Annotated in this window: 21 protein-coding genes; 11 read left to right on the top strand and 10 right to left on the bottom strand. The window is 74.3% G+C overall.

Annotated features, from left to right (window positions below; translation table 11 throughout):
- Positions 1–292 precede the first annotated feature (292 nt).
- Together ACZ4M5_RS27890 and ACZ4M5_RS27885 are read left to right on the top strand one after the other, a co-directional pair.
- Positions 293–1,120: an enoyl-CoA hydratase family protein gene (locus ACZ4M5_RS27890; RefSeq protein WP_467740662.1), complete on the top strand. Its 828-nt coding sequence runs from the start codon at positions 293–295 to the stop codon at positions 1,118–1,120.
- The gene (locus ACZ4M5_RS27885; protein WP_467740660.1) at positions 1,117–3,456 is read left to right on the top strand and encodes a bifunctional salicylyl-CoA 5-hydroxylase/oxidoreductase; all 2,340 of its coding nucleotides are present in this window, start codon (positions 1,117–1,119) and stop codon (positions 3,454–3,456) included. The genes ACZ4M5_RS27890 and ACZ4M5_RS27885 overlap by 4 nt, the downstream gene beginning before the upstream one ends.
- A 10-nt stretch (positions 3,457–3,466) precedes the next feature.
- Here the strand turns inward: ACZ4M5_RS27885 and ACZ4M5_RS27880 are convergent, their stop codons facing one another.
- The 3 genes from ACZ4M5_RS27880 to ACZ4M5_RS27870 form a co-directional block, all read right to left on the bottom strand.
- A complete protein-coding gene (locus tag ACZ4M5_RS27880; protein WP_467740658.1) occupies positions 3,467–4,036 on the bottom strand; it encodes a cysteine hydrolase family protein in 570 nt (189 codons plus the stop codon).
- 87 nt (positions 4,037–4,123) lie between these two features.
- On the bottom strand, positions 4,124–4,936 hold the full coding sequence (locus ACZ4M5_RS27875) for a PaaX family transcriptional regulator (RefSeq protein WP_467740656.1): 813 nt from the start codon (positions 4,934–4,936) through the stop codon (positions 4,124–4,126).
- Positions 4,937–4,951: 15 nt separating this feature from the next.
- Positions 4,952–6,574 carry an AMP-binding protein gene (locus ACZ4M5_RS27870; RefSeq protein WP_467740654.1) on the bottom strand — a complete coding sequence of 541 codons (1,623 nt, stop codon included), beginning with the start codon at positions 6,572–6,574 and terminating at the stop codon, positions 4,952–4,954.
- A gap of 127 nt (positions 6,575–6,701) precedes the next feature.
- Between ACZ4M5_RS27870 and ACZ4M5_RS27865 the strand changes: the two genes are divergently transcribed.
- Together ACZ4M5_RS27865 and ACZ4M5_RS27860 are read left to right on the top strand one after the other, a co-directional pair.
- A complete protein-coding gene (locus tag ACZ4M5_RS27865) occupies positions 6,702–7,832 on the top strand; it encodes an acyl-CoA dehydrogenase family protein (RefSeq protein ID WP_467740652.1) in 1,131 nt (376 codons plus the stop codon).
- Positions 7,829–8,227 carry a RidA family protein gene (locus ACZ4M5_RS27860; RefSeq protein ID WP_467740650.1) on the top strand — a complete coding sequence of 133 codons (399 nt, stop codon included), beginning with the start codon at positions 7,829–7,831 and terminating at the stop codon, positions 8,225–8,227. The genes ACZ4M5_RS27865 and ACZ4M5_RS27860 overlap by 4 nt, the downstream gene beginning before the upstream one ends.
- A gap of 35 nt (positions 8,228–8,262) precedes the next feature.
- On the opposite strand, the gene ACZ4M5_RS27855 is transcribed toward ACZ4M5_RS27860, so the two are convergent.
- On the bottom strand, positions 8,263–8,457 hold the full coding sequence (locus ACZ4M5_RS27855; protein ID WP_467740648.1) for a DUF5999 family protein: 195 nt from the start codon (positions 8,455–8,457) through the stop codon (positions 8,263–8,265).
- 246 nt (positions 8,458–8,703) lie between these two features.
- Here ACZ4M5_RS27855 and ACZ4M5_RS27850 point away from each other — a divergent pair, with 246 nt between their 5' ends.
- The 6 genes from ACZ4M5_RS27850 (at position 8,704) to ACZ4M5_RS27825 (ending at position 14,493) form a co-directional block, all read left to right on the top strand.
- Entirely contained in the window at positions 8,704–9,186 is a 483-nt protein-coding gene (locus ACZ4M5_RS27850) for a DUF6299 family protein (RefSeq protein WP_467740646.1), read from the top strand.
- A gap of 177 nt (positions 9,187–9,363) precedes the next feature.
- Positions 9,364–10,953, top strand: a complete 1,590-nt coding sequence (locus ACZ4M5_RS27845) for an ABC transporter substrate-binding protein (RefSeq protein ID WP_467740644.1) — start codon at positions 9,364–9,366, stop codon at positions 10,951–10,953.
- A gap of 20 nt (positions 10,954–10,973) precedes the next feature.
- Positions 10,974–11,942 (top strand): ABC transporter permease, encoded by a 969-nt coding sequence (locus tag ACZ4M5_RS27840; protein ID WP_467740944.1) that lies wholly within the window; start codon positions 10,974–10,976, stop codon positions 11,940–11,942.
- Positions 11,932–12,831, top strand: coding sequence for an ABC transporter permease (locus ACZ4M5_RS27835; protein WP_467740642.1), 900 nt, complete (start codon positions 11,932–11,934; stop codon positions 12,829–12,831). The genes ACZ4M5_RS27840 and ACZ4M5_RS27835 overlap by 11 nt, the downstream gene beginning before the upstream one ends.
- A gap of 86 nt (positions 12,832–12,917) precedes the next feature.
- Positions 12,918–13,847: an ABC transporter ATP-binding protein gene (locus ACZ4M5_RS27830; protein WP_467740942.1), complete on the top strand. Its 930-nt coding sequence runs from the start codon at positions 12,918–12,920 to the stop codon at positions 13,845–13,847.
- Positions 13,840–14,493, top strand: a complete 654-nt coding sequence (locus ACZ4M5_RS27825; RefSeq protein WP_467740640.1) for an ABC transporter ATP-binding protein — start codon at positions 13,840–13,842, stop codon at positions 14,491–14,493. The genes ACZ4M5_RS27830 and ACZ4M5_RS27825 overlap by 8 nt, the downstream gene beginning before the upstream one ends.
- A 39-nt stretch (positions 14,494–14,532) precedes the next feature.
- On the opposite strand, the gene ACZ4M5_RS27820 is transcribed toward ACZ4M5_RS27825, so the two are convergent.
- The 5 genes from ACZ4M5_RS27820 to ACZ4M5_RS27800 all read right to left on the bottom strand — a co-directional run bounded on the left by ACZ4M5_RS27820 (position 14,533) and on the right by ACZ4M5_RS27800 (position 19,907).
- Positions 14,533–14,832, bottom strand: coding sequence for a hypothetical protein (locus ACZ4M5_RS27820; RefSeq protein WP_467740638.1), 300 nt, complete (start codon positions 14,830–14,832; stop codon positions 14,533–14,535).
- 207 nt (positions 14,833–15,039) lie between these two features.
- Entirely contained in the window at positions 15,040–15,804 is a 765-nt protein-coding gene (locus ACZ4M5_RS27815) for a methyltransferase domain-containing protein (RefSeq protein WP_467740636.1), read from the bottom strand.
- Positions 15,805–15,895: 91 nt separating this feature from the next.
- Entirely contained in the window at positions 15,896–17,092 is a 1,197-nt protein-coding gene (locus ACZ4M5_RS27810; protein ID WP_467740634.1) for an aminotransferase class V-fold PLP-dependent enzyme, read from the bottom strand.
- Between the two features lie 2 nt (positions 17,093–17,094).
- Positions 17,095–18,414, bottom strand: coding sequence for a pyridoxal-phosphate dependent enzyme (locus ACZ4M5_RS27805; RefSeq protein WP_467740632.1), 1,320 nt, complete (start codon positions 18,412–18,414; stop codon positions 17,095–17,097).
- Entirely contained in the window at positions 18,411–19,907 is a 1,497-nt protein-coding gene (locus ACZ4M5_RS27800) for a type III PLP-dependent enzyme domain-containing protein (RefSeq protein ID WP_467740630.1), read from the bottom strand. Before ACZ4M5_RS27800 ends, ACZ4M5_RS27805 begins: the two co-directional genes overlap by 4 nt.
- A 331-nt stretch (positions 19,908–20,238) precedes the next feature.
- Here ACZ4M5_RS27800 and ACZ4M5_RS27795 point away from each other — a divergent pair, with 331 nt between their 5' ends.
- Positions 20,239–20,871 (top strand): hypothetical protein, encoded by a 633-nt coding sequence (locus ACZ4M5_RS27795; RefSeq protein ID WP_467740628.1) that lies wholly within the window; start codon positions 20,239–20,241, stop codon positions 20,869–20,871.
- A gap of 5 nt (positions 20,872–20,876) precedes the next feature.
- On the opposite strand, the gene ACZ4M5_RS27790 is transcribed toward ACZ4M5_RS27795, so the two are convergent.
- A complete protein-coding gene (locus tag ACZ4M5_RS27790; RefSeq protein ID WP_467740626.1) occupies positions 20,877–21,422 on the bottom strand; it encodes a DUF488 domain-containing protein in 546 nt (181 codons plus the stop codon).
- Positions 21,423–21,464 lie beyond the last annotated feature (42 nt).

Below are 21,464 nucleotides of genomic sequence, written 5' to 3'. Positions count from 1 at the left end.
ATGGTACGGCGCCGCCTCCGGAAGACGTCCGAGGGGCACCGCGAGGGAGCGCCGTCGCCCCCTCGCCGGACGGCTTACCCAGGTGAACGCGGTGTCGCGCACCGCCGCTCCCGCCGTTACGCCGGTGTGGACGATCTGTGACGGATGTAACCGGCCCAGGTCACGTCCGGGCCCCTCACCCCGTTCCTACCCGTCCGACGTATAGCGCACTCCTGACGACAGTCACGAATGAGTGATATCTTCGGGGGGTAGAGCTCAGTGAGGCAGTGCCCGCCCGAGGAGGCCGCACGTCATGAGTCCCTTCACCGGCTCCGCCGCCCGCACCCCGCGCTGGGAGCATCTGCGCGTCGAGGTCTCCGACGGCGTCGCCACCGTCACCCTCGCCCGCCCCGAGAAACTCAACGCCCTCACCTTCGGCGCCTACGCCGACCTGCGCGACCTGCTCGCCGAGCTGTCCCGGGAGCGGTCCGTGCGGGCGCTGACGCTGGCCGGTGAGGGCCGCGGCTTCTGCTCCGGCGGCGACGTCGACGAGATCATCGGCGCCACCCTCGCCATGGACACCGCCCAGCTCCTGGACTTCAACCGGATGACCGGGCAGGTGGTCCGCGCGATCCGCGAGTGCCCCTTCCCGGTGATCGCCGCCCTGCACGGCGTGGCGGCCGGCGCCGGCGCGGTGCTCGCCCTGGCCTGCGACTTCCGGATCGCCGACCCCACCGCCCGCTTCGCCTTCCTCTTCACCCGCGTCGGCCTGTCCGGCGGCGACATGGGCGCGGCCTACCTGCTGCCCCGCGTCGTCGGGCTGGGCCACGCCACCCGGCTGCTGATGCTCGGCGACCCGGTCCGCGCCACCGAGGCGGAGCGCATCGGCCTGATCAGCGAGCTGACGGAGGAGGGCCGGGCCGACGAGGCGGCGGGGCAGCTCGCCCAGCGCCTGGCACAGGGCCCGGCCCTGGCGTACGCCCAGACCAAGGCCCTGCTCACGTCCGAACTGGACATGCCCATGGCCGCCTCGATCGAACTGGACGCCTCGACCCAGGCGCTCCTGATGAACAGCGAGGACTACGCCGAGTTCCACGCGGCGTTCACGGAGAAGCGCCCGCCCAAGTGGAGCGGACGGTGACGGCCACCCCCTCGGGCGCGCGGGAGACCGCGCGGCAAGCCGCGAACGAGCGGCGCCCGCAGACCGGCCCCGGCCATGCCCGGCGCGTCGCGGTCGTCGGCGGCGGCCCCGGCGGTCTCTACGCCGCCGCCCTCCTCAAGCGCCTGGACCCGTCCCGCGAGATCACCGTCTGGGAACGCAACCCCGCGGACACCACCTTCGGCTTCGGCGTCGTCCTCTCCGACGAGACCCTCGGCGGCATCGAGCACGCCGACCCGGAGGTCTACGAGGCACTCCGGCGGGACTTCGTCCGCTGGGACGACATCGACATCGTCCACCGCGGCACCCGCCACACCTCCGGCGGCCACGGATTCGCCGCACTGGGCCGGCAGCGCCTGCTGGAGATCCTGCACGCCCGCTGCCGCGACCTCGGCGTGCACCTGCGCTTCTCCACCGAGGCCCCGCAGGACCTCGCCCGGACCCACGACCTGGTCGTCGCGGCCGACGGCGTCCACAGCGCCACGCGCGAGCGGCACGCGGACGTCTTCCGGCCACGGATCACCCCCCACCGCTGCCGCTACATCTGGCTCGCCGCCGACTTCGCCCTGGACTCCTTCCGCTTCGAGATCGCCGAGACCGAGCACGGCGTGATGCAGCTGCACGGCTACCCCTACTCCCCGCACGCCTCGACGGTGATCATCGAGATGCGCGAGGAGGTCTGGCACGCCGCCGGCCTCGACGAGCTCGGCCCGGACGAGTCCGTCGAACACTGCGCCAAGATCTTCGCCGACGCCCTGGACGGCCGCCCCCTGAAGTCGAACAACTCGGCGTGGACCACGTTCCGCACGGTCGTCAACGACCGCTGGTCGCACGGCAACGTCGTCCTCCTGGGCGACGCCGCCCACACGGCCCACTTCTCCATCGGCTCCGGCACCAAGCTCGCCGTCGAGGACGCCCTCGCCCTGGCCGCCTGCCTGAGTGAGCACGACACGCTGCCCGAGGCCCTGACCGCGTACGAGGAGGAGCGGCGCCCCGTCGTGGCCTCCACCCAGCGCGCCGCCCGGGCCAGCCTGGAATGGTTCGAGAACCTCTCCCTCTACCTCGACCAGCCGCCGCGCCAGTTCGCCTTCAACCTGCTCACCCGCAGCCGCCGCGTCACCCACGACAACCTGCGGCTGCGGGACGCCCGTTTCACGGAGGCGGTGGAGCGCGAGTTCGGCTGCCCGCCCGGCACACCCCCGATGTTCACCCCGTTCCGGCTGCGCGGCCTGACCCTGCGCAACCGGGTCGTCGTCTCCCCGATGGACATGTACTCGGCCACCGACGGCGTCCCCGGCGACTTCCACCTGGTCCACCTGGGCGCCCGGGCCCTGGGCGGGGCGGGGCTGGTGATGACGGAGATGGTGTGCGTCAGCGAGGAGGGCCGCATCACGCCCGGCTGTGCCGGTCTGTACACCGGCCGGCAGGCGGAGGCATGGAAGCGGATCACGAACTTCGTGCACGAGCAGGCACCGGGCACCGCCATCGGCGTGCAGCTCGGCCACAGCGGCCGCAAGGGCTCCACGAAGCGGATGTGGGAGGGCATGGACGAGCCGCTCGACGACGGCAACTGGCCGCTCGTGGCCGCCTCCGCGCTGCCCTACAAGCCGGACGGGCGGACACCCCGGGAGCTGTCCCGGGCCCAGCTCACGGACATCCGCGAGCAGTTCGCGGCCGCCGCCTGCCGGGCCGCCCGGGCCGGGTTCGACCTGCTCGAACTGCACTGCGCGCACGGCTATCTGCTCTCCGGTTTCCTCTCCCCGCTCACCAACCGCCGCACCGACGCCTACGGCGGCTCACCGGACAAGCGGCTGCGCTTCCCGCTGGAGGTCTTCGACGCGGTGCGCGCGGTGTGGCCGGGGGAGCGGCCCATGACGGTGCGCATCTCCGCCACCGACTGGGCGGAGGGCGGTCTCACGGCCGAGGACGCCGTCGAGATCGCCCGGGCCTTCGCCGCCCACGGCGCCGACGCCGTCGACGTCTCCACCGGGCAGGTGGTGGCCGACGAACGGCCCGACTTCGGACGCTCCTACCAGACGCCGTTCGCCGACCGGATCCGCCACGCCACCGGCGTGCCCGTGATCGCCGTGGGCGCGATCTCCTCCTGGGACGACGTCAACTCCCTGATCCTGGCGGGCCGCACCGACCTGTGCGCCCTGGCCCGGCCCCATCTGTACGACCCGCACTGGACCCTGCACGCCGCGGCCGAACAGGGCTACGCGGGCGAGGCGGCCGTGTGGCCGGCGCCCTACCGGGCGGGCAGCCGCCGCCCCCGGACGGGCCGCACGGACGCCCCGAAGCCCCGGCTGAGCCTGTGAAGGGCGGGCCCTACGCGGCGCCCTCGGTGAAGTCCGTCTCCTCGGCCGTGACGATGCGGGCGCCCATGTTGAGCTCCATCATCTCCAGGGCGGCGGAGGCCAGATGGGGGTGGATGGAGGCGACGGCGTCCTTCGGCACCGTGACCTGAAGGTGCCGGATGTGCGCGTCCAGGGCGGAGTAGAGCACGCACTGCTCGGTGACCTGACCCGTCAGCACCACGTGACCGACCCCGAGGCTCCACAGCAGGTAGGCCAGGGGCGTCTCGTAGAAGACGGAGTGGCGGGCCTTCATCACGAAGAGGGACTCGTCGTCGGGCCGGATCGGCTCGATGAGGTCCGCGTGCGGCCGGGCGAGGGCGTTCTCGACCAGCTCTCCGTGGTGCGAGCGCCACCGCCCGAAGTTGTCGTTGGCGTAGACGACCGGCACGTCGGCCGCACGGGCCCGGCCGATCAGGTCCGCGATGACCGGCACGACCTTCTCGACGGAGGGCAGCAGCAGTTCCGCGTCCTCGTGGTCGTAGGTGTTGATCATGTCGACCACGATCAGCGCCGGCCGCTTCCGGCCCGACTGTTCTTCCATGGTCGCGTCTCCCGGTGTGCAGCGTGGGGTACGGGACGCGCCGGGTACCCCTGGGGCCGGGGAGCCTAACAACGCCGTATGCGCAGGTCACAGCCCGACGAACCGGGCCCCGGCGTCCCGCAGCCGCTCGTGCAGCCCCCGGAACACCTCCGCCGAGCGCACTCCCGGCCAGTCCCCGGGCAGCAGCCCCGAGGGCAGCCCCGGATCGGTGTAGGGCAGGTGCCGCCAGGAGTCCAGAGCGAGGAGGTAGTCGCGGTACGCCTCCTCCTCCGGGGTGCCGTCGCGCTGCTCCCAGTCGCGCAGCACCCGCTCGTGGCGGTCGAGGAAGGCCTCGTGCTCCTTGGCGATGGCGGCCAGGTCCCACCAGCGGGCCACGGCCTCCGCGGTCGGCGCGAAGCCCAGGTGGTCGCCCCGGAAGAAGTCGACGTACGCGTCCAGCCGCAGCCGCTCCAGGGTGTGCCGGGTCTCCTCGTACAGCCGCGCGGGCGCGATCCACACGCCCGGGGCCGCGGTGCCGAAGCCGAGGCCGGCCAGCCGGGAGCGCAGCACGTGCCGCTTCTGCCGCTCCGACTCGGGCACGGAGAACACCGCGAGCACCCAGCCCTCGTCCTCGGGCGGGGCGGTGGCGTAGACGCGCCGGTCACCGTCGTCGAGGAGCTGGCGGGCGTCGGGGGACAGGGCGTACCCGGCGGCGCCCTGCGCGGTGCGGGCGGGCACCAGCAGCCCGCGTCTCTTCAGCCGCGACACCGAGGAGCGCACGGAGGGGGCGTCCACGCCGACCGCGGCCAGGAGCCGGATCAGTTCGGCGACGGGCACGGGGCCCGGCGCGAAGCGCCCGTACGCGCCGTAGAGCGTGACGATGAGAGACCGTGGTGCATGCTGGTCGGACACGTTGATCATCTTAGGTCGTACGGATCAGTGCCGGTCCTCTTCCGCCGATCCGTCCCCGGTCCCCGCCGTGCGCAGCCGGAAACGCTGGAGCTTGCCCGTGGCGGTGCGGGGCAGGGCGTCGAGGAAGACGATCTCCCGGGGGCACTTGTAGGGCGCCAGCTCGGCCCTGACGAAGGCGCGCAGCGCCTCGGCGTCCCGTACGGCGCCCTCCTTGAGGACGGCGAACGCCACCACGACGTGCCCGCGCGCCTCGTCGGGGCGGCCCACGACCGCGGCCTCGACCACGTCCGGGTGCCGCAGCAGCGCGTCCTCCACCTCGGGGCCCGCGATGTTGTACCCGGCCGAGATGATCATGTCGTCGGCGCGGGCGACGTAGCGGAACCAGCCGTCGGGCTCGCGGACGTAGGTGTCGCCCGTGATGTTCCAGCCGCCGCGGACGTACTCCCGCTGCCGCGGGTCGGCCAGGTAGCGGCAGCCGACCGGGCCGCGCACGGCCAGCAGTCCGGGCTCCCCGTCGGGTACCGGGTTGCCGTCCGGGTCCTGCACGCGCGCCTGCCAGCCCGGGACGGCCGTCCCGGTGGTGCCGGGCCGGATCCGGTCGCCGGCCGCGGAGATGAAGATGTGCAGCAGCTCGGTGGCGCCGATGCCGTTGATGATGCGCAGACCCGTCCGCTCCCGCCAGGCCCGCCAGGTGGCCGCGGGCAGGTTCTCGCCGGCCGAGACGCAGCGGCGCAGGGACGACACGTCGTGGCCGTCCAGGTCGTCGAGCATCGCGCGGTAGGCCGTCGGGGCGGTGAACAGCACCGACACCCGGTGTTCGGCGATCGCCGGCAGCAGCTGCCTCGGCCCGGCCTGCTCCAGCAGCAGTGCGCTCGCCCCGGTCCGCAGCGGGAAGACCACCAGGCCGCCGAGGCCGAAGGTGAAGCCCAGCGGGGGGCTGCCGGTGAAGACGTCGTCGGGGTCGGGCCGCAGGACGTGCCGGGAGAAGGTGTCGGCGATGGCCAGGACGTCCCGGTGGAAGTGCATGCAGCCCTTGGGGCGGCCGGTGGTGCCCGAGGTGAAGGCGATCAGCGCCACGTCGTCGGCCGCCGTGCCGACGGCCTCGTAGGGGGTGCCGGGCGCGGGGCGGGCGAAGAGGTCGTCCGGGCCGTCGCCGCCGTAGGTCGTGATGCGCAGACCCGGGACCTCCGCCTTGACAAGGTCGTCGACGGCCCGGACGTCGCACAGCGCGTGCCGGACCCGGGCCATCTCGCACATGGTGCTCAGCTCGTGCGGCCGCTGCTGGGCGAGGACCGTGACCGCCACGGCCCCCGCCTTCAGCACCGCCAGCCAGCACGCGGCGAGCGAGGGCGTGGTGGGGCCGCGCAGCAGCACACGGTTGCCGGGGACGACGCCGAGTTCGCCGGTGAGCAGATGGGCGATCCGGTCCACGCGGGCGCGCAGCTCGCCATAGGTCCACCGCTCACCGGCCGGGGTGAGGAACGCCGGGCGGTCGTCCGGGGGGCCGCTCAGCAGCTCCGCGGCGCAGTTGAGCCGGTCGGGGTAGTGCAGCTCCGGCAGGTCGAAGCGCAGCTCGGGCCACTGGTCCGGGGGAGGCAGATGGTCGCGCGCGAAGGTGTCGACGTGGGCCGTGCGCCGTGCATCCATACGGTTCGCCCCCTTGGCGTGGGTGGCTCGCTCCTGGAGCGTATCGTGTTGGTGACGACAGTCAACGGTTCGCGATAGCCTCGGAGTGACCCGGCCGGAACGCAGGGTGGCGGAGAAGGGACCGGCGATGACCGCATTCTCGCTCGAACCGGCACAACTCGCCTGGTGCGCCGAACTGCGCGCCCTCGCCGCGCAGCAGCTGCGCCCGTACGCCGAGAAGGGCGAACCCGGCCGGGTGAACCGCGCCCTGGTGGCCGAACTCGGCCGGGTGGGGCTGCTCGGCCGGTTGTTCACCTCCGGCGCGCTCGACCTGTGCCTGATGCGCGAGTCCCTCGCCCACGGCTGCACCGAGGCCGAGACGGCCCTGGCCCTCCAGGGCCTCGGCGCCCACCCCGTCCACCGGCACGGCACTCCCGCGCAACGGGAGCGCTGGCTGCCCGGGGTGGCCGACGGCACCACGATCGCGGCCTTCGCCCTGAGCGAGCCCGGAGCGGGCTCCGACGCGGCCGCCCTCGCCCTGCGCGCGGTCCCCGACGGTTCCGCCCGCTGGCGCCTGACCGGCGAGAAGTGCTGGATCTCCAACGCCCCCGAGGCCGACTTCCACACGGTGTTCGCGCGCACCGGCCCGGACGCCGGGGCCCGTGGCGTCACGGCCTTCCTGGTGCCCGCCGACCGCCCGGGGCTGACCGGCCGCGCACTGGACATGCTCTCCCCGCACCCCATCGGCGCGCTGGACTTCGACGCCGTACCGGTCACCGCCGCCGACGTGCTCGGCGAGGTGGGCTCCGGCTTCCGCGTCGCCATGGGCACCCTGAACCTGTTCCGGCCCAGCGTCGGCGCCTTCGCGGTCGGCATGGCCCAGGCGGCCCTCGACGCCACCCTGGCCCACACCGCCGGCCGGGACGCCTTCGGCGGCACCCTGCGCGACCTGCAGGCGGTCTCCCACCAGGTCGCCGAGATGGCCCTGCGCACGGAGGCCGCCCGGCTGATGGTCTACGCGGCGGCGACCGCGTACGACGACGGCGCCCCAGGCGTGCCCCGGCGTGCGGCCATGGCGAAACTGCTCGCCACCGAGACCGCCCAGTACGTCGTCGACACGGCCGTCCAGTTGCACGGCGCCCGCGCGCTGCAACGCGGCCACCTGCTCGAACACCTCTATCGCGAGGTGCGCGCCCCGCGTATCTACGAAGGGGCCAGCGAGGTGCAACGCGGCATCATCGCCAAGGAGTTGTACGCCCACCTGGAGGACCAGCGGTGACCACCGAGCGCGTCAACCCGCCCCGGCTCGCCCCGCCGGCCGGCTTCTCCCACGCCGTGGTGGCCTCCGGCTCGCGCGTGGTCTTCCTGGCCGGCCAGACCGCGCTCGACGGCGACGGCAAGGTGGCCGGTGCGACCCTGCCCGAGCAGTTCGAACGGGCCCTCGCCAACCTGCTCGCGGCGCTGGCGGCCGCGGGCGGCTCCCCGTCCGACCTCGCGCGGGTCACCGTCTACGCCACCGACGTCGAGGCCTACCGCGCCCACGCTCCCCGGCTGGGCGAGATCTGGCGCGAGGCGGCCGGACGCGACTACCCGGCCATGGCGGTCGTCCAGGTCGTCCGCCTGTGGGACGCGGAGGCCCTGGTGGAACTGGACGGCTTCGCCGTCCTGCCCTAGCGGCGCCGTTCGGGCGGGGCCCCGGCCCCGGGGTGTCAGGCGGCGACGGCCAGGCCCTGTGCCGTGACCCGGTGGGGCTCCACCACCCGGCCGTCCGGCAGGAGTTCGCCGGTGTCGTCGAAGACGATCGCGCCGTCGCACAACAGGCTCCACCCCTGCTCGGGGTGGGCGGCGACGACGTGCGCGGCGGACGAGCCGGTCGCGGGGCACTGGGTCCGGTGGGCACACATGGCGCACCTCCACGTCGATAGGGCCGTGTGAAGCTTTCCCATACCTCTTACGGACAGACGATCCTCCCGTCTCGACCGCGGGGGAACGGAGTGCCGGCAAGCGTGACGAGTCCAGGACATCGCCGCGACCGTTCCACGACGGCCGGTGCGGACTCGCCACCGAAGGGGTGAGGGTCACGGACCCCGGCCCCGGGGGCCGGTACGAGTGGGAGACGGACATTTCACCTCATTCTGGAGGTTTCCCTCATGGGTCCACGTTCCCTTCTCGGCGCGGCGGCCGGTGCCGCGCTGCTCCTGTTGACCGGCGCGGGCGCAATCTCCGCCGCCGCGTCCCCCGCCGCCGCGTCCCCCGCCACCGCGTCCGCCGCCGTGGCGTCCGCCGCCGTGGCGGACAGCGTCACCGTCGACGCCATCGGCCGGATCGCCGCCGACGGCACCGTCACCCTGACCGGCACCTACCGGTGCGCGAGCGCCGGCGGTCCGGTCTTCGTCAGCTCCTCCGTGAGCCAGGGCGTGTCCACGACCCGCCACGGCATCGGCGGCACCCGGGCCGTGTGCGACGGCGCCGAGCACCGCTGGGTGAACACGGGCCGCCCCATGCCCGGCTCCCTCGTGCCCGGCGCGGCCCGGGTCGAGGCCACGCTGATGGAACTGCGCCTCTTCGGCGGCCTTCCCCTGCCCAGCGCCCACGCCACCTCGGGCCAGGCGGTCACCCTGACCCAGGGCTGAGGCCGCGGGCCCCGGCGGACCGGCGCGCGAGCCGCACAAGCGGGCGCCGCCGGTCCGTCGTGCGCGGTCGGCCGACGGCTTCCTGCCGGGGGGGTGGTGCGCCCGGGCCTCCCTTGACTGTTTAATTGCGAGGTCTGTGCAAAAGCCAGACCGAAGCAACAAGGGTGTGAGGTCACAATGTCGACCCGTCGGATACGAGGGGCCGCCGCCACGGCGGCGCTGGCCGCGGCGGTCACCGCCTGCTCCGCTCCCGGCGGTGGCGGAACCGACGGCGCCGGGTCCGCGGCATCGGTCGTCATCGGCGTGGCCACCGAGCCCGACACCCTCAACCCGCTGCTCGGCTACGGCAAGGACGGCAACTCCAAGATCTTCGACGGGCTCCTGGCGCGCGACGCCGAGCTGAAGCTGAAGCCCGCCCTCGCGGCGGCCCTGCCCGAGATCAGCGACGGCGGCCGGACGTACACGTACACCCTGCGCGACGGCGTCGAGTTCAGCGACGGCGAGCCGCTCACCTCCGCCGACGTCGTCTACACCTACCGGACCGCGCTGGACGCGAAGACCAACAACACCTTCAAGAGCGAGCTGGACGCCGTGCAGAAGGTCCGGGCCGACGGTGACGACAAGGTCGTCTTCACGCTGAAGTACCCCTACGCGCCCTTCGCCGCCCGCACCGTCCTGCCCATCGTCCCCGAGCACGTCGCGGGGAAGCAGGACCCCAACACCGGCACCTTCAACACCAGGCCCATAGGCACCGGCCCCTACGTCCTCAGCAGGTGGAGCAAGGGCGAGAAGCTCACCTTCAAGGCCAACCCCCGCTACTGGGGCGGCAAGCCGAAGGTCACCTCCTTCACCATGGCCGTCATCGGCGACGACAACGTGCGCGCCACCCGGCTGCGCTCCGGCGACCTCGACGGCGCCGTCCTGCCGCCGAACCTCGCCGCCACCTTCAAGAACGACGACGGCAAGCGCACCCACCGGGCCCGGTCCTACGACTTCCGCGCCGTCACCCTCCCCACCGCCAACCCGGTCACCGGCGACCGCGCCGTCCGGCAGGCCCTCGACGCCGCCGTCGACCGCAAGGCCATGGTCGACAGGATCCTCGACGGCGCGGGCCGGCCCGCCTACGGGCCGCTGCCCGTCGACGACCCCGCCTTCAGCCGGGACATCGAGCGCACCCGGGACCTGGACAAGGCCCGCAAAATCCTCGACGAGGCCGGCTGGAAGCCCGGCAAGGACGGCGTCCGCGCCAAGGACGGCCGGCGCGCCGCCTTCACCCTGCTCTACCCCTCCGGCGACAAGGTCCGTCAGGACCACGCCCTCGCCTACGCCTCCGACGCCAAGGAGGCGGGCATCGAGGTGACGGCCGAGAGCGCCACCTGGGAGGTCATCGAACCGCGCATGAAGGACACCGCCGTCCTCGCGGGCTTCGGCAGCACCGGCGACCCCGACTTCGGCCTCTACACCCTGCTGCACTCCTCCCTCGCCGGCGACGGCTTCAACAACATGGCCCGCTACGACGACCCGGTCGTGGACCGCGCCCTCGACGACGGCCGCCGCAGCCAGGACCCGGCCGAGCGCAAGGCCGCCTACGACAAGCTCCAGCGCGCCCTGGTGCGGGACCCCGGCTACACGTTCCTCACCCACATCGACCACCTGTACGTGCTGGCCGACCGCTGGGACGGGCTGAGCACCCAGCTGGAGCCGCACGAGCACGGCTTCGCCAGCGGTCCCTGGTGGAACATCGAGGACTGGCAGCCCGAGCAGTGACCCGCCCGCCCTGGGCCGCGATGGCGCGGCTGGCGGGGCGGCGGGCCCTGTTCGCCGGCCCCGTCCTGCTCGTCGTCACCTTCGGCGTGTTCGCCATCGCCGCCGCCTCCCCGTTCGACCCCGTCAAGGCCTACGCCGGGACCGCCGCGCTCGGCGCCGACCGGCAGACCCTGGACCGGCTGCGCGAGAACCTCGGCGTGGACGAGCCGTTCGCCGTCCGCTGGTGGCACTGGCTGACCTCCGCCCTCGGCGGCGACCTCGGCCACTCCACCGTCATGCGCCAGCCCGTCACCCAGGTCATCGGCGAACGGCTCGTGTGGTCCGCGCTGCTGTGCGCGGCCGCGTTCGCCGTCGCCGTGCTCGCCGGCACGGTCCTCGGCGTGCTCGCCGCCCGCCGGCCCGGCTCGGCGGTCGACCGGGCCGTCACCTCCCTCGCCTACACCCTGGAGGCGGCCCCGGTCTTCTGGATCGCCCTGCTGGCCGTCTGGCTGTTCGCCCTGCAGTGGGACGTCCTGCCGGCCGGCGGACTCACCGACACCGGCAGCGAACAGGTCACGTTCGGCCAGGTCGCGAGCCATCTCGTCCTGCCCGCAGGGGTTCTGGCGGTGTCGCAGCTGCCCTGGTTCACGCTGTACGTGCGCCAAGGCGTCGGCGACGCCCTGGCCGAGGACCCCGTGCGCGGCGCCCGCGCCCGCGGCCTGAGCGAACGCACCGTCCTGCTCGGCCACGCCCTGCGCTCCGGGCTGCTGCCGGTGCTCACGCTCATCGGCTCCCGCGTGCCCGAACTCATCACCGGCGCCTTGCTCGTGGAGAGCGTCTTCAGCTGGCCGGGCATCGCCGCCGCCACCGTCGAGGCGGCCACCGCGGTCGACTTCCCGCTGCTCGCCGCCCTGACGACCCTGGCCACCGCCGCCGTGCTCGCCGGGAACCTGCTCGCCGACCTGCTGTATGGACTGTTCGACCCGAGGGTGAAGCTCAGTGACATGTGACGCGCCCGCGCCCGCAGGCGCCCCGGAGCGGACCGAGTGGCGGTCGCACGGCCCGCGCCGCCGGTCCACCCGCGCCCTGCGCGTGCGCACCTCCGCCGCGCTGGTGGCCCTCACCGTGCTGGCCGTGCTGCTCGTCCCGCCGCTGGTGCAGCTCGACCAGCAGGCCGTCGACCTGGCCGCCAAGCTGCAACCGCCCTCGTGGGCACACCCCTTCGGCACCGACGACGTCGGCCGGGATCTGCTGCTGCGGTGCGTGTACGGGCTGCGCGTCTCCCTGCTCGTCGGCGTGGCGGCCGCCCTGACGGCGACCGTCGTCGGCACGGCCGTGGGCGCGGCCGCCGGGGCCCTGGGCGGCTGGGCCGACCGGGCGCTGATGCGGCTGGTCGACACGTTCTCGTCAGTGCCGCACCTGCTGCTCGGCATCTTCGTCGTCGCCATGTTCCGGCCCGGGGTGTGGCCGGTGGTGATCTCCGTGGCGCTCACCCACTGGCTGTCCACGGCCCGGATCGTCCGCGCCGAGGTGCTGTCCCTGCGGTCCCGGCCGTACGTCGACGCGGCCGTCTCCGGCGGGGCGTCGCGGTGGCGGGTGACCGTACGGCACCTTCTGCCGGCGGTGCTTCCCCAGGCCGCCCTCGCCGCCGTGCTGATGGTGCCGCACGCCATGTGGCACGAGTCGGCCCTGTCGTTCCTCGGGCTCGGCCTGCCGACCCACACCGCGAGCCTCGGCACCCTGATCCAGACCGCCCGCGGCTCCCTGCTCGCCGGCCAGTGGTGGCCCACCCTCTTCCCGGGCCTCTTCCTCATCGTCCCGACCCTCGCCGTCGCCGGCCTCGCCGGGGCCTGGCGGGAGCGGATCAACCCCCGCCACCGATCGGAGCTGATGCTGTGAGCACCGAGACCGACGCCGCCGGGCGCGACTCCGGGGCCGGGCGGGCGCCCGTGCTGTCCGTGCGCGGGCTGTCCGTGCGGTTCCTGATGCCCGGCGGGCGCCGGGTCGCCGCCGTCACCGACGCCCGGTTCGACGTGGCGGCGGGGGAGTGCCTCGCCCTCATCGGGGAGAGCGGCTGCGGCAAGTCCGTGCTGGCGTCCGCGTTGCTCGGGCTGCTCCCCGGCAACGCGCAGACCGCCGGGTCGGCCCTGCTGGGCGACCTCGACCTGCTCACGGCCGGCGAACGCGTCCTGGCCCGCAGGGTGCGCGGCCGGCTCATCGGCCTGGTCCCGCAGAGCCCCGCCGCGCACCTCACCCCCGTGCGCACCGTCCGCTCGCAGCTGGAGGAGACGGTCGCCGCCCTGACCGCCACCCGGGGCCGGTCCGCCCTGCGTGCCGCGGCCGAGGCCGCCGCCGAACGGGCCGCGTTCCCCGCCGGCCACCTCGACCGCCACCCCCACCAGCTCTCCGGCGGCCTGGCCCAACGGGCTGCCACCGCCCTCGCGCTGGTGGGCGGAGCCCCCCTGCTGCTCGCCGACGAACCCACCACGGGACTCGACCGCGACCTCGTGGACCGTACGGTCGACGAGCTGCGCCGGCACGTCGACGACCCCACCGGAACCGACGGCGGCGGACGCGCCCTGCTGATGATCACCCACGACCTGTCCGCCGCCGAGCGGATCGCCGACCGGGTCGCCGTCATGTACGCGGGCCGGATCGTCGAACTGGCCGACGCCCGCGACTTCTTCGGATCGCCCGGCCCCCGCCACCCGTACAGCCGCGGCCTCCTCCAGGCCCTGCCGGAACGGGACTTCACCCCGATCCCCGGCATGCCGCCGGAACTCGGCGCCCTCCCCGCGGGCTGCGCCTTCGCCGCCCGCTGCGACCGCGCCACCGGCCCCTGCACCACCGGCACCCCACCGCCGGGCGCGGTCGCCTGCCACCACCCGTACGTGCCGGAGGACGTCCGTGCTTGAGCTGCGTTCCGTCACCGCCGGATACGACCGGCACGCCCCGGTGGTCCGGGGGGTCTCGCTGGCCGTGGCGGCGGGCGAGTCCGTCGGCCTGCTCGGGCCGAGCGGCTGCGGCAAGTCCACCCTCGCCCGTGTCGCCGCGCTGCTGCACCGCCCCGACTCGGGCACCCTCCTGCTCGACGGCGCACCCGTCCGGCACTGGCGCCACCGCGCCCCGCGCGAGCTGCGTACCGCCTTCGGGGTCGTCTTCCAGCAGGCCAGGCTCTCCGCCGACCCGCGGCTGCCGCTGGCCGACCTGATCGCCGAGCCCCTGCGCGCCACCGGCCGGGGCGGGCAGGCGGCGCAGCGGGTCGCCGAGCTGGCCCCGGCCGTCGGTCTCACCGCCGACCTGCTGACCCGCCGGCCGCACGAGGTCAGCGACGGGCAGCTGCAACGGGCGTGCCTGGCGCGGGCGCTGGCCCTGCGCCCGCGCCTGCTGGTCTGCGACGAGATGACGGCGATGCTCGACGCGTCCACGGCCGCCGCCCTGGTCGCCGCGGTCGAGGACTACCGCTCCGCGACCGGTGCCGCCCTGCTGGCGGTGGGACACGACCGCACGCTGCTGCGGCGCTGGTGCGACCGTACGGTCCACTGGGACGACCTGGGCTGAGCGGCGGCGCTCACGCGCGCCGGGGCGGCCGCCGGCCCGTCAGTGGTCGTCCCAGTGGCCCTCGTGGGCGGCGTGCCGGTGGCCGTCGTGCACGTAGTCGGTGTGGTCGCCGTGCCGTACGGCCTGGTGGCCGCAGCGGTCGCCGTGCTGGTGGTCGTGGTTGTGGTGCACCGTGTGGCCGTCGGCGGCGCACTCGTCGGCGTGGCCTTCGTGCATCCGGTGGATGTGGCCGTCGTGGGCGTAGTCGGTGTGGTCGCCGTGGGGGAAGGCGAGGTGACCGCAGTCGTCGCCGTGGGCGTGGGCGTGGTCCTGGTGTGTGCGGTGCTCTGCGGTGGTCATGGCGGGGCTCCTTGCCTGTGCGTGCGCCGGGCCGGGCCCGGCGCACGCGGGGGGTTTGCGGCGACATCGACCTATAGCGGCTTCCGTGTCGATTGTCCCGGCGGCGGGCCGCCGTGCACCGTTCGGGGGAGTGCGGACGGGTGACCGGGCCGGCCGTGACCGCCGCGGCCGTCGCGCGGGCCGCGGGCACGCGCGGAGTCACCGCGGTCAGCGCACCGCCACGACCACACAGCTGTCGCCGTACTGCCAGACCACGCCCACCGTGCCGAAGCCGGCCCGCCGGAGCAGGTCCAGGTGGGCGGGGAGCGGGAGCCCGGCGGGGTCGCCCGTGCCGGCCGAACCCTCGCGTCGGTCGCGGTCGGCCAGCAGGTCCGTCAGCTCCGGGTCGCGGGCGGCGGCGGCCCACCAGGAGTCCCAGTCCTCCTGGGCGAACACCCGCTCGCGGACGGCCCGGCACCGCCCGACGTGCGCGGCGATCGCGGCCGGACCCCCCGCGCCCTGGGGCAGGTGGTCGCCGTTGACCAGGACGCCCCCGGGACGCAGCACCGCGGCGAGCTGCCGGTACACGGCGGACAGGGTGTCCCGGTCCAGGTAGTGCAGGGCCGTGGTCGAGACGGCCGCGTCCAGGGGCCGGTCCAGCTCCAGAGCCCGCAGCCAGCCGGGCGCGCCGACCTCCGCGTCCACGTAGCGCGCCGCGTCCGGGTGGTGGGTGCGGCCCAGCTCCAGCAGCAGCGGATCGCGGTCCACGGCGACCACCTCCGCGTCCGGCAGCCGCCGGACCAGCCGAGCGGCCAGCGACCCCGGGCCGCAGCCCAGGTCCACGACCAGGGGCCGGGCCGTGCGGCCCGCCGTCGCGTGCTCGACGACGTCGCAGATCACGGTGAACCGCTCCTCGCGGTCGACGGCGTAGCGCCGCTGCTGGAGCTCCCACCGCTCCACCCACCGCTGTGCCGTCGCCAGACTCAGCCCCATCCGCCTCGCGCCACCCAGCCGTCTCGCATCCGGTCCTTGCCCGCCCGAGCCTACAGGTGGAAACGGTTCCCATTACGCACTGCCGTCGTCCTCAGGCGAGTGAGGCGAGAACGGACAACAGCCGGTCGATCTCCTCCGCGGTGTTGTACACGTGCAGACTCACCCGGACCGAACCGGTCCGCTCGCCGGCGTCGCCCTGGCAGAGGTGGTCGGAGCGGACCATGAAGCCGTGGCTGAACAGGACGAAGCCCAGGTCGCCCGAGTCGACGCCCCGGTGCCGCAGGGTGACGATGCCCCGCCGTCGCTGCACCGCCGAGTCCGCGGCCAGACTCAGCGGGCAGCCCAGGACCTCGTAGGCGTCCAGCCCGCGCAGGCCCTCGGTGAGCCGGGCGGCCAGGTCCACCGTCCAGCGCTCGACGCGCTCCACCCCGGCCGCGTCCAGCCAGTCCAGGGCCGCCTCCAGGGAGGCGACGCCCACCGTGTTCGGGGTCCCGCTCCACCCGCCGGGCGTGAACCGCGGCCCGCGCTCCTGCCGCGCCCACACCGCCCCCGAACCCGGCAGCGCCAGCGTCTTGTGCCCGGAGAAGACCACGAAGTCCACGTCCAGCTCGTCCACGGACAGCGGCACATGGCCCACGCCCTGGGCCGCGTCGAGGCAGATCACCGCCTCGGGGCCGACCGCCCGGCGGATACGCTGCACGTTCATGTCACCGCCGTACACGTGGTGCACGTGGGTGGCCGCGACGAACCGGGTGCGCGGCCCCGCCCGTTCGGCCAGCGCGCGGTGGTCGTAGTCCCACGAACCGCTCTGGTACGGCATCGGCACGACCCGCACCCGTACTCCTTCGCGGGCCAGTTGCCGCTGGGCCTCCAGCCAGGGCTCGATGTTGGCCCGGTGGTCGGCCCCGGGCACGACGACCTCGTCCCCGTCGCGCAGGAACCCGGGCAGCCAGTCCCGCGCGATCGTGCGCAGCCCCTCGGTCGTGCCGCTGGTGAAGTGCACGGTGGAACGCCCCGGACGGGTGTCCCCGAGGAACCGGCCGACCCGCTCCCGGGTGCGCTCCACCAGGTCCGTCGTCCGGTTGGCCCAGGTGTAGGTGCCGCGCGCGGCATTGGCGTTCGACGTGGTCAGGTACGCCTGCACGGCGTCCAGCACGGCCTGCGGCTTCTGCGAGGTGGCCGCGCTGTCCAGGTAGGCCAGCTCCGGGTGCCCGGTGACGATGGGGAACTGGGCGCGCAGCTCCCGCTGCCACGCGCGCAGGTCCTCGCCAGTGGTGGGTGCCGTCATGGTCAGTCCCGCACCAGGGGCGCGCCCGCGTCCCGCCAGGCGATGATGCCGCCGGCCAAGCTGCGCACGTCCGGGTGGCCCATGCGGGTCAGCAGCGCCGCGTACCGCGCGGACCGCTCACCGACCGGGCAGGCCAGCAGGACCGGGCGGCTGCGGCTGAACGGCAGTCCCCCGCGGGCGAGTTCGGCGAACACCTCGTCGACGATGTTCACCGATCCGTCGATGTGCAGCGCCGCGTAGGCGAAGGGGCTGCGCAGGTCGACGACGAGCGGCGCACCCGTCCCGATCCAGCGCCGGGCCTCGTCCACGGTGACCGTCGCCGCCCCGGCGACCTCGGCCTCGGTCAGGTCCTCCACCGTGTTCCTCCGGGCCGGCCGCCCCAGCAGGTCCGGCCGGCGCTCCCGGACGTACCCGACGTAGCTCTCCACGCGGTCGCAGACGATGAACACCGCGGTGCGCCGCCCCGTCTGCTCCTCGTCCAGGGCGCGCAGGTGGCGGACGGCGCCGAAGTAGGCCGCGCCGCCGGTGGGGCCGCCCAGGATGCCGCAGCGGCGGTTGAGCGTGAGCATCCCCTCGATGGCCTCGTCCGCCGTCACCGAGTCCATCGTGTCGTACGTGTCCGGGTCGAACAGGCCGACCTCCCGCACCTCGTCGATGGTGCGGATGCCGGGGATGAAGTCGGACTTGGCCGCGACCAGGCCGACCACGCGCACCGACGGGTCCTCCGCGCGCAGTGCCCGGGCGACACCCGTGGACGAGCCCGCCGTGCCCACGCAGGCGACGAACCAGTCCGGGACCCTGCCGTCCAGGTCCTTCACGATCTCGGGGCCGGTGCCGGTGAGATGCGCCTCGGTGTTGCGCGCGTTGAAGTACTGGTCGGTGTGCAGGTACGAGTCGCCCGAGGCGGACAGGGTCCGGTGGAACAGCGTCAGCGGGTCGTCCGTGGCGGTCGGGTCCAGGCACTCGCTCTGACCCGGCAGTTCCTCGATCTGCGCGCCGAGCAGCAGCAGGAGGTCCCTGATCTCCGGCACCCGCATGCGGTTGGTCACGCTTCTGAAATCCAGCCCGTGCATGCCCGCGAGGACCGCCAGGGCCTTCGCCGTGTTGCCGCTGGACAACTCCACCACCTGGCTGCCCCGTTCGGCCGCCTCGGCTAGCAGCGGCTCCGCCATGCTCCAGGCGGCCCGGTCCTTCACCGAGCCGAACGGGTTGAGCATCTCGAGCTTGGCGTACAGGTCGATGTGGCGCAGCCCGTGCACGGCCGGGTCGATCCGCACCAGGGGCGTGTTGCCTATCGCGTCGGTGATGCTGTCGTACCTCACTGGACTCCCCCCGAGGGCGTGGTCGGCCAGAACTGCTCGTCGAGACACCACCGCCAGTGGTCGCCGTCCTGCCAGGCGGCGACCTTCCGCGCGGTGGGCTGCAGTTGGGCACCGGTGGCGTGGAAGTCCATCGCGTACCCGGCGGTGTTGGCGAAGGCCAGCAGGTCGCCCGGTTCGGGGCGGCGCGGCAGGAACACCGTGCGCCGGGTGATCAGGTCCGACTCCAGGCACAGACTCCCGAAGAGATGCACGGCGACGGGCCGCTCCCCACCGGGTCCGGCGGCGCCCCTGGGGACGACGACCGGGTCCACCAGCACGCCGTGGTCCTCCAGGGCGATGTCGTCCGCCTTCGCGGCCAGCCGTACGAGCAGGGGGCCGCCGCCGTCCTGGGTGCGCACCTCCAGCACGCGCGCCAGCGTCAGCCCGCACTGGTCGAGCAGGGCCCGGCCGGGCTCGGTGTGCAGGTCGTACAGGTGCTCCAGCAGCAGCGAGGCCAGCGGTCGGCCGCCCAGCGCGGCGGCGGGCCGGCCGAGCAGTTCGTCGAGGTAGGCCGCGCCCGCCACGGGCCGGTAGGCCGGGTACAGACCGAGCGCGCCGCGCAGGGTGCCGGACTCCTCACGCAGCCCGTACCCGTGACCGCCCCAGGTCAGCGGCGGGCGACGGCCCAGGACGGCCGCGGTGAGCGCCGTGGTGTACGCCTCCCACTGCTCCCGCTCGGCGAGGTAGCTGACGCCGAACCCGCCGCCGATGTCGACCGCGCGGGGCCGCAGCCCCCGGCTGCGGAACGCCTCCAGCGCCGCCAGGCACCCCTCCAGGGCGACGGCCTTCTCCGCGACGCTCGTGGTGTCGAGATGGAAGGCCACCCCGGCCGCCTCCAACGCGTCGCCGTGCCGCTCGACCGTCTCCAGCAGCGGCTCCAACTCCCGTACGGGCGTACCGAAACGGCTGCGGCGGCTCAGCACCCGCACCCCCGGGGCCTCGAACCCCGACAGTCTCAGCAGCACGGGCACCGGCGGCAGGGCGTGCTTGCGCACCAGCGCCGCCACCTGCTCCAGCTCCGCGGCGGAGTCGGCGCTGACGGTGACGCCCGTACGGGCCGCCAGCCACAGGAACTCGGGGTTCTTGGGGCCCGTGGCCGTGATCCGCCGCGCGTCGAACCCCGCCCCCAGCGCGTGCTGCAGCTCACCGAGCGAGGCGACGTCCACGCCCGCGTCCGTCGCCGCGAGCCGCCGCAGCAGGGCGCTGGAGCGGCTGGCCTTGTGGGCGTAGAGGATCTGCCCCGGCAGCCGGTGCGCCCGATACACCGACCGGAAGCCCTCCACGTTCTCCGCGATCTGGTCGGGCACCACGACGTGCAGGGGCGAGCCGAGCGCGTCGGCGAGCGAGTGCAGCGTCCCGTGCGCCGCCGTGAGCGACCGGAGCCGTGGCTCCAGCCGTGGTGCGAGATACAAGGGCTCCGGCGGTGGTTCGACGTACAAGGGCCGGCCGTCCATGCGCGCTCCCTCCCCTGAAGCCGCTGGGCCCGATGTCCGGGCACGTCGGACACTCCCCGTGTGTCGCCGTATGACCCCTATCCATTCCCCGGTCGCTTTACGCACCGTGCGGCCCGGGCCCGCGGCCACGCCGGCGTGAAGCGGATCACGGGCCGTGGCAGGGCGCACGCCGGGCGCGAGGCGGCGGTCGGACCCGGTCCGCGGTAGCGGTCCGGTGACATTCGGGACGGATCCGTAGCAGCTCCGCAGGGCAACGCACACGACGGTCGGCGGGTCGTACAGGGGGCGAGGGCACAAGCCCGCGCAGCCACCCGGGAAGCCGGGGAGACCGATGGGGGAGACCATGAAGATCCGTGCCCGAGGCATCCGCACCACCGTGGCCGCGCTGGCGGCCGTGGCAGGTGTCGCCGCTGCCGCCGTCCCGGCCGCCGCGGCCGGGACGCCGGCCTCCGACACGCCCCGGTTCCTGGAGCCGGCCGAGCTGCCGCCGTACCCGTCCTCGCCCTGGTACGCGGGGCCGGTCCTCGCCGGGCAGCCGGACCCGCTGCCGATGTGCGTCGGTGACGCGCTGCCCTCCGTCACCACGCACCGGGAGTACGGGACGGAGTACGACACGAACGCCCAGCAGCTCACGGTGGAGGGGCGCAGTGTGCAGTGGGCGAAGGACTTCGCGGCCCTGCTGCGCAAGGACCTCGCCGGTTGCGCGGAGAAGCTGATGCGGCAGGACCCCGACGTCACGGCGACGCAGAAGTCCTACGGCCACCTGAACGTCGAGGAGGGCGCCGACGTCTACGGCATCCACACCGCCTCCGCCTGGGGCTCCTCCGACATCAACCTGTTCTCGGTCGGCCGCGACGGCGCCGCCGTCACGATCGTCCGCTGGGGCCGGATGGGCACCTTCCGGGACGCGCAGGTCGCGGACTTCAAGGCGACGACCGTCACGGCGGTGAACAAGCTGTACTGACCGGTTCAGCCCCGCTCCGGTCCGGTGGGGGCGTCGTACACCAGGAGCCCGTCGTCGCGCAGACGGGCTCCCGGTGTCGGCCGGTGCGGGGTCAGGCGGCCGTCGTGCATCAGGTGCAGGACCGTCACGCCCCGGGCGAGCACGGCGAAGTCGGCGATCAGCCGGCGGTGGCAGCGCCACCAGACCGCCTCGCTGCACATCACGGCGGTCCGGGCACCGGCCGCCTCCCGCAGGAGGCGGTCCATCGCCGCGACGAACTCGGGGGAGCGGGTGTGGGCGGCGTACCCGCGGAAGGACTCGTTGCGCCAGACGACGTCCGGGCTGTCCTGCGGCAGCGGACGGAAGCCACCGAGGTCGCGCTCCCACCGGTAGCCGACCCCGCCGTCCGGCAGCCACTCGGCGAGCCGCTCGCGCAGCAGGTCGGGGTCACGCCGGCTGCCGGGGGCGGTCCGCACGTCCACCAGAGCGGCGACACCGGCCCCCCGCAGCAGCTCCAGGATCCGCTCCCGCCCGGCGGTGCTGTGCCCGAAGGTCACCAGAGGTGTGTCCACGGTGTCGGACTATCCCATCCGGGCCGGCGCACCCACCGGGAC

The organism is Streptomyces sp. NPDC026246, from assembly GCF_055567995.1.
The sequence above is the reverse complement of the archived record's forward strand: the minus strand, read 5'-3'. Positions and strand labels throughout refer to the sequence as shown.

What these genes read in the sequence shown, in the direction of transcription:
- ACZ4M5_RS27890 (WP_467740662.1), top strand. Translation starts at nt 293, where the DNA reads ATGAGTCCCTTCACCGGCTCCGCCGCCCGCACCCCGCGCTGGGAGCAT.
- ACZ4M5_RS27880 (WP_467740658.1), bottom strand. Translation starts at nt 4,036, where the DNA reads ATGGAAGAACAGTCGGGCCGGAAGCGGCCGGCGCTGATCGTGGTCGAC.
- ACZ4M5_RS27875 (WP_467740656.1), bottom strand. Translation starts at nt 4,936, where the DNA reads ATGATCAACGTGTCCGACCAGCATGCACCACGGTCTCTCATCGTCACG.
- ACZ4M5_RS27870 (WP_467740654.1), bottom strand. Translation starts at nt 6,574, where the DNA reads ATGGATGCACGGCGCACGGCCCACGTCGACACCTTCGCGCGCGACCAT.
- ACZ4M5_RS27865 (WP_467740652.1), top strand. Translation starts at nt 6,702, where the DNA reads ATGACCGCATTCTCGCTCGAACCGGCACAACTCGCCTGGTGCGCCGAA.
- ACZ4M5_RS27855 (WP_467740648.1), bottom strand. Translation starts at nt 8,457, where the DNA reads ATGTGTGCCCACCGGACCCAGTGCCCCGCGACCGGCTCGTCCGCCGCG.
- ACZ4M5_RS27850 (WP_467740646.1), top strand. Translation starts at nt 8,704, where the DNA reads ATGGGTCCACGTTCCCTTCTCGGCGCGGCGGCCGGTGCCGCGCTGCTC.
- ACZ4M5_RS27845 (WP_467740644.1), top strand. Translation starts at nt 9,364, where the DNA reads ATGTCGACCCGTCGGATACGAGGGGCCGCCGCCACGGCGGCGCTGGCC.
- ACZ4M5_RS27840 (WP_467740944.1), top strand. Translation starts at nt 10,974, where the DNA reads ATGGCGCGGCTGGCGGGGCGGCGGGCCCTGTTCGCCGGCCCCGTCCTG.
- ACZ4M5_RS27830 (WP_467740942.1), top strand. Translation starts at nt 12,918, where the DNA reads ATGCCCGGCGGGCGCCGGGTCGCCGCCGTCACCGACGCCCGGTTCGAC.
- ACZ4M5_RS27820 (WP_467740638.1), bottom strand. Translation starts at nt 14,832, where the DNA reads ATGACCACCGCAGAGCACCGCACACACCAGGACCACGCCCACGCCCAC.
- ACZ4M5_RS27815 (WP_467740636.1), bottom strand. Translation starts at nt 15,804, where the DNA reads ATGGGGCTGAGTCTGGCGACGGCACAGCGGTGGGTGGAGCGGTGGGAG.
- ACZ4M5_RS27810 (WP_467740634.1), bottom strand. Translation starts at nt 17,092, where the DNA reads ATGACGGCACCCACCACTGGCGAGGACCTGCGCGCGTGGCAGCGGGAG.
- ACZ4M5_RS27800 (WP_467740630.1), bottom strand. Translation starts at nt 19,907, where the DNA reads ATGGACGGCCGGCCCTTGTACGTCGAACCACCGCCGGAGCCCTTGTAT.
- ACZ4M5_RS27795 (WP_467740628.1), top strand. Translation starts at nt 20,239, where the DNA reads ATGGGGGAGACCATGAAGATCCGTGCCCGAGGCATCCGCACCACCGTG.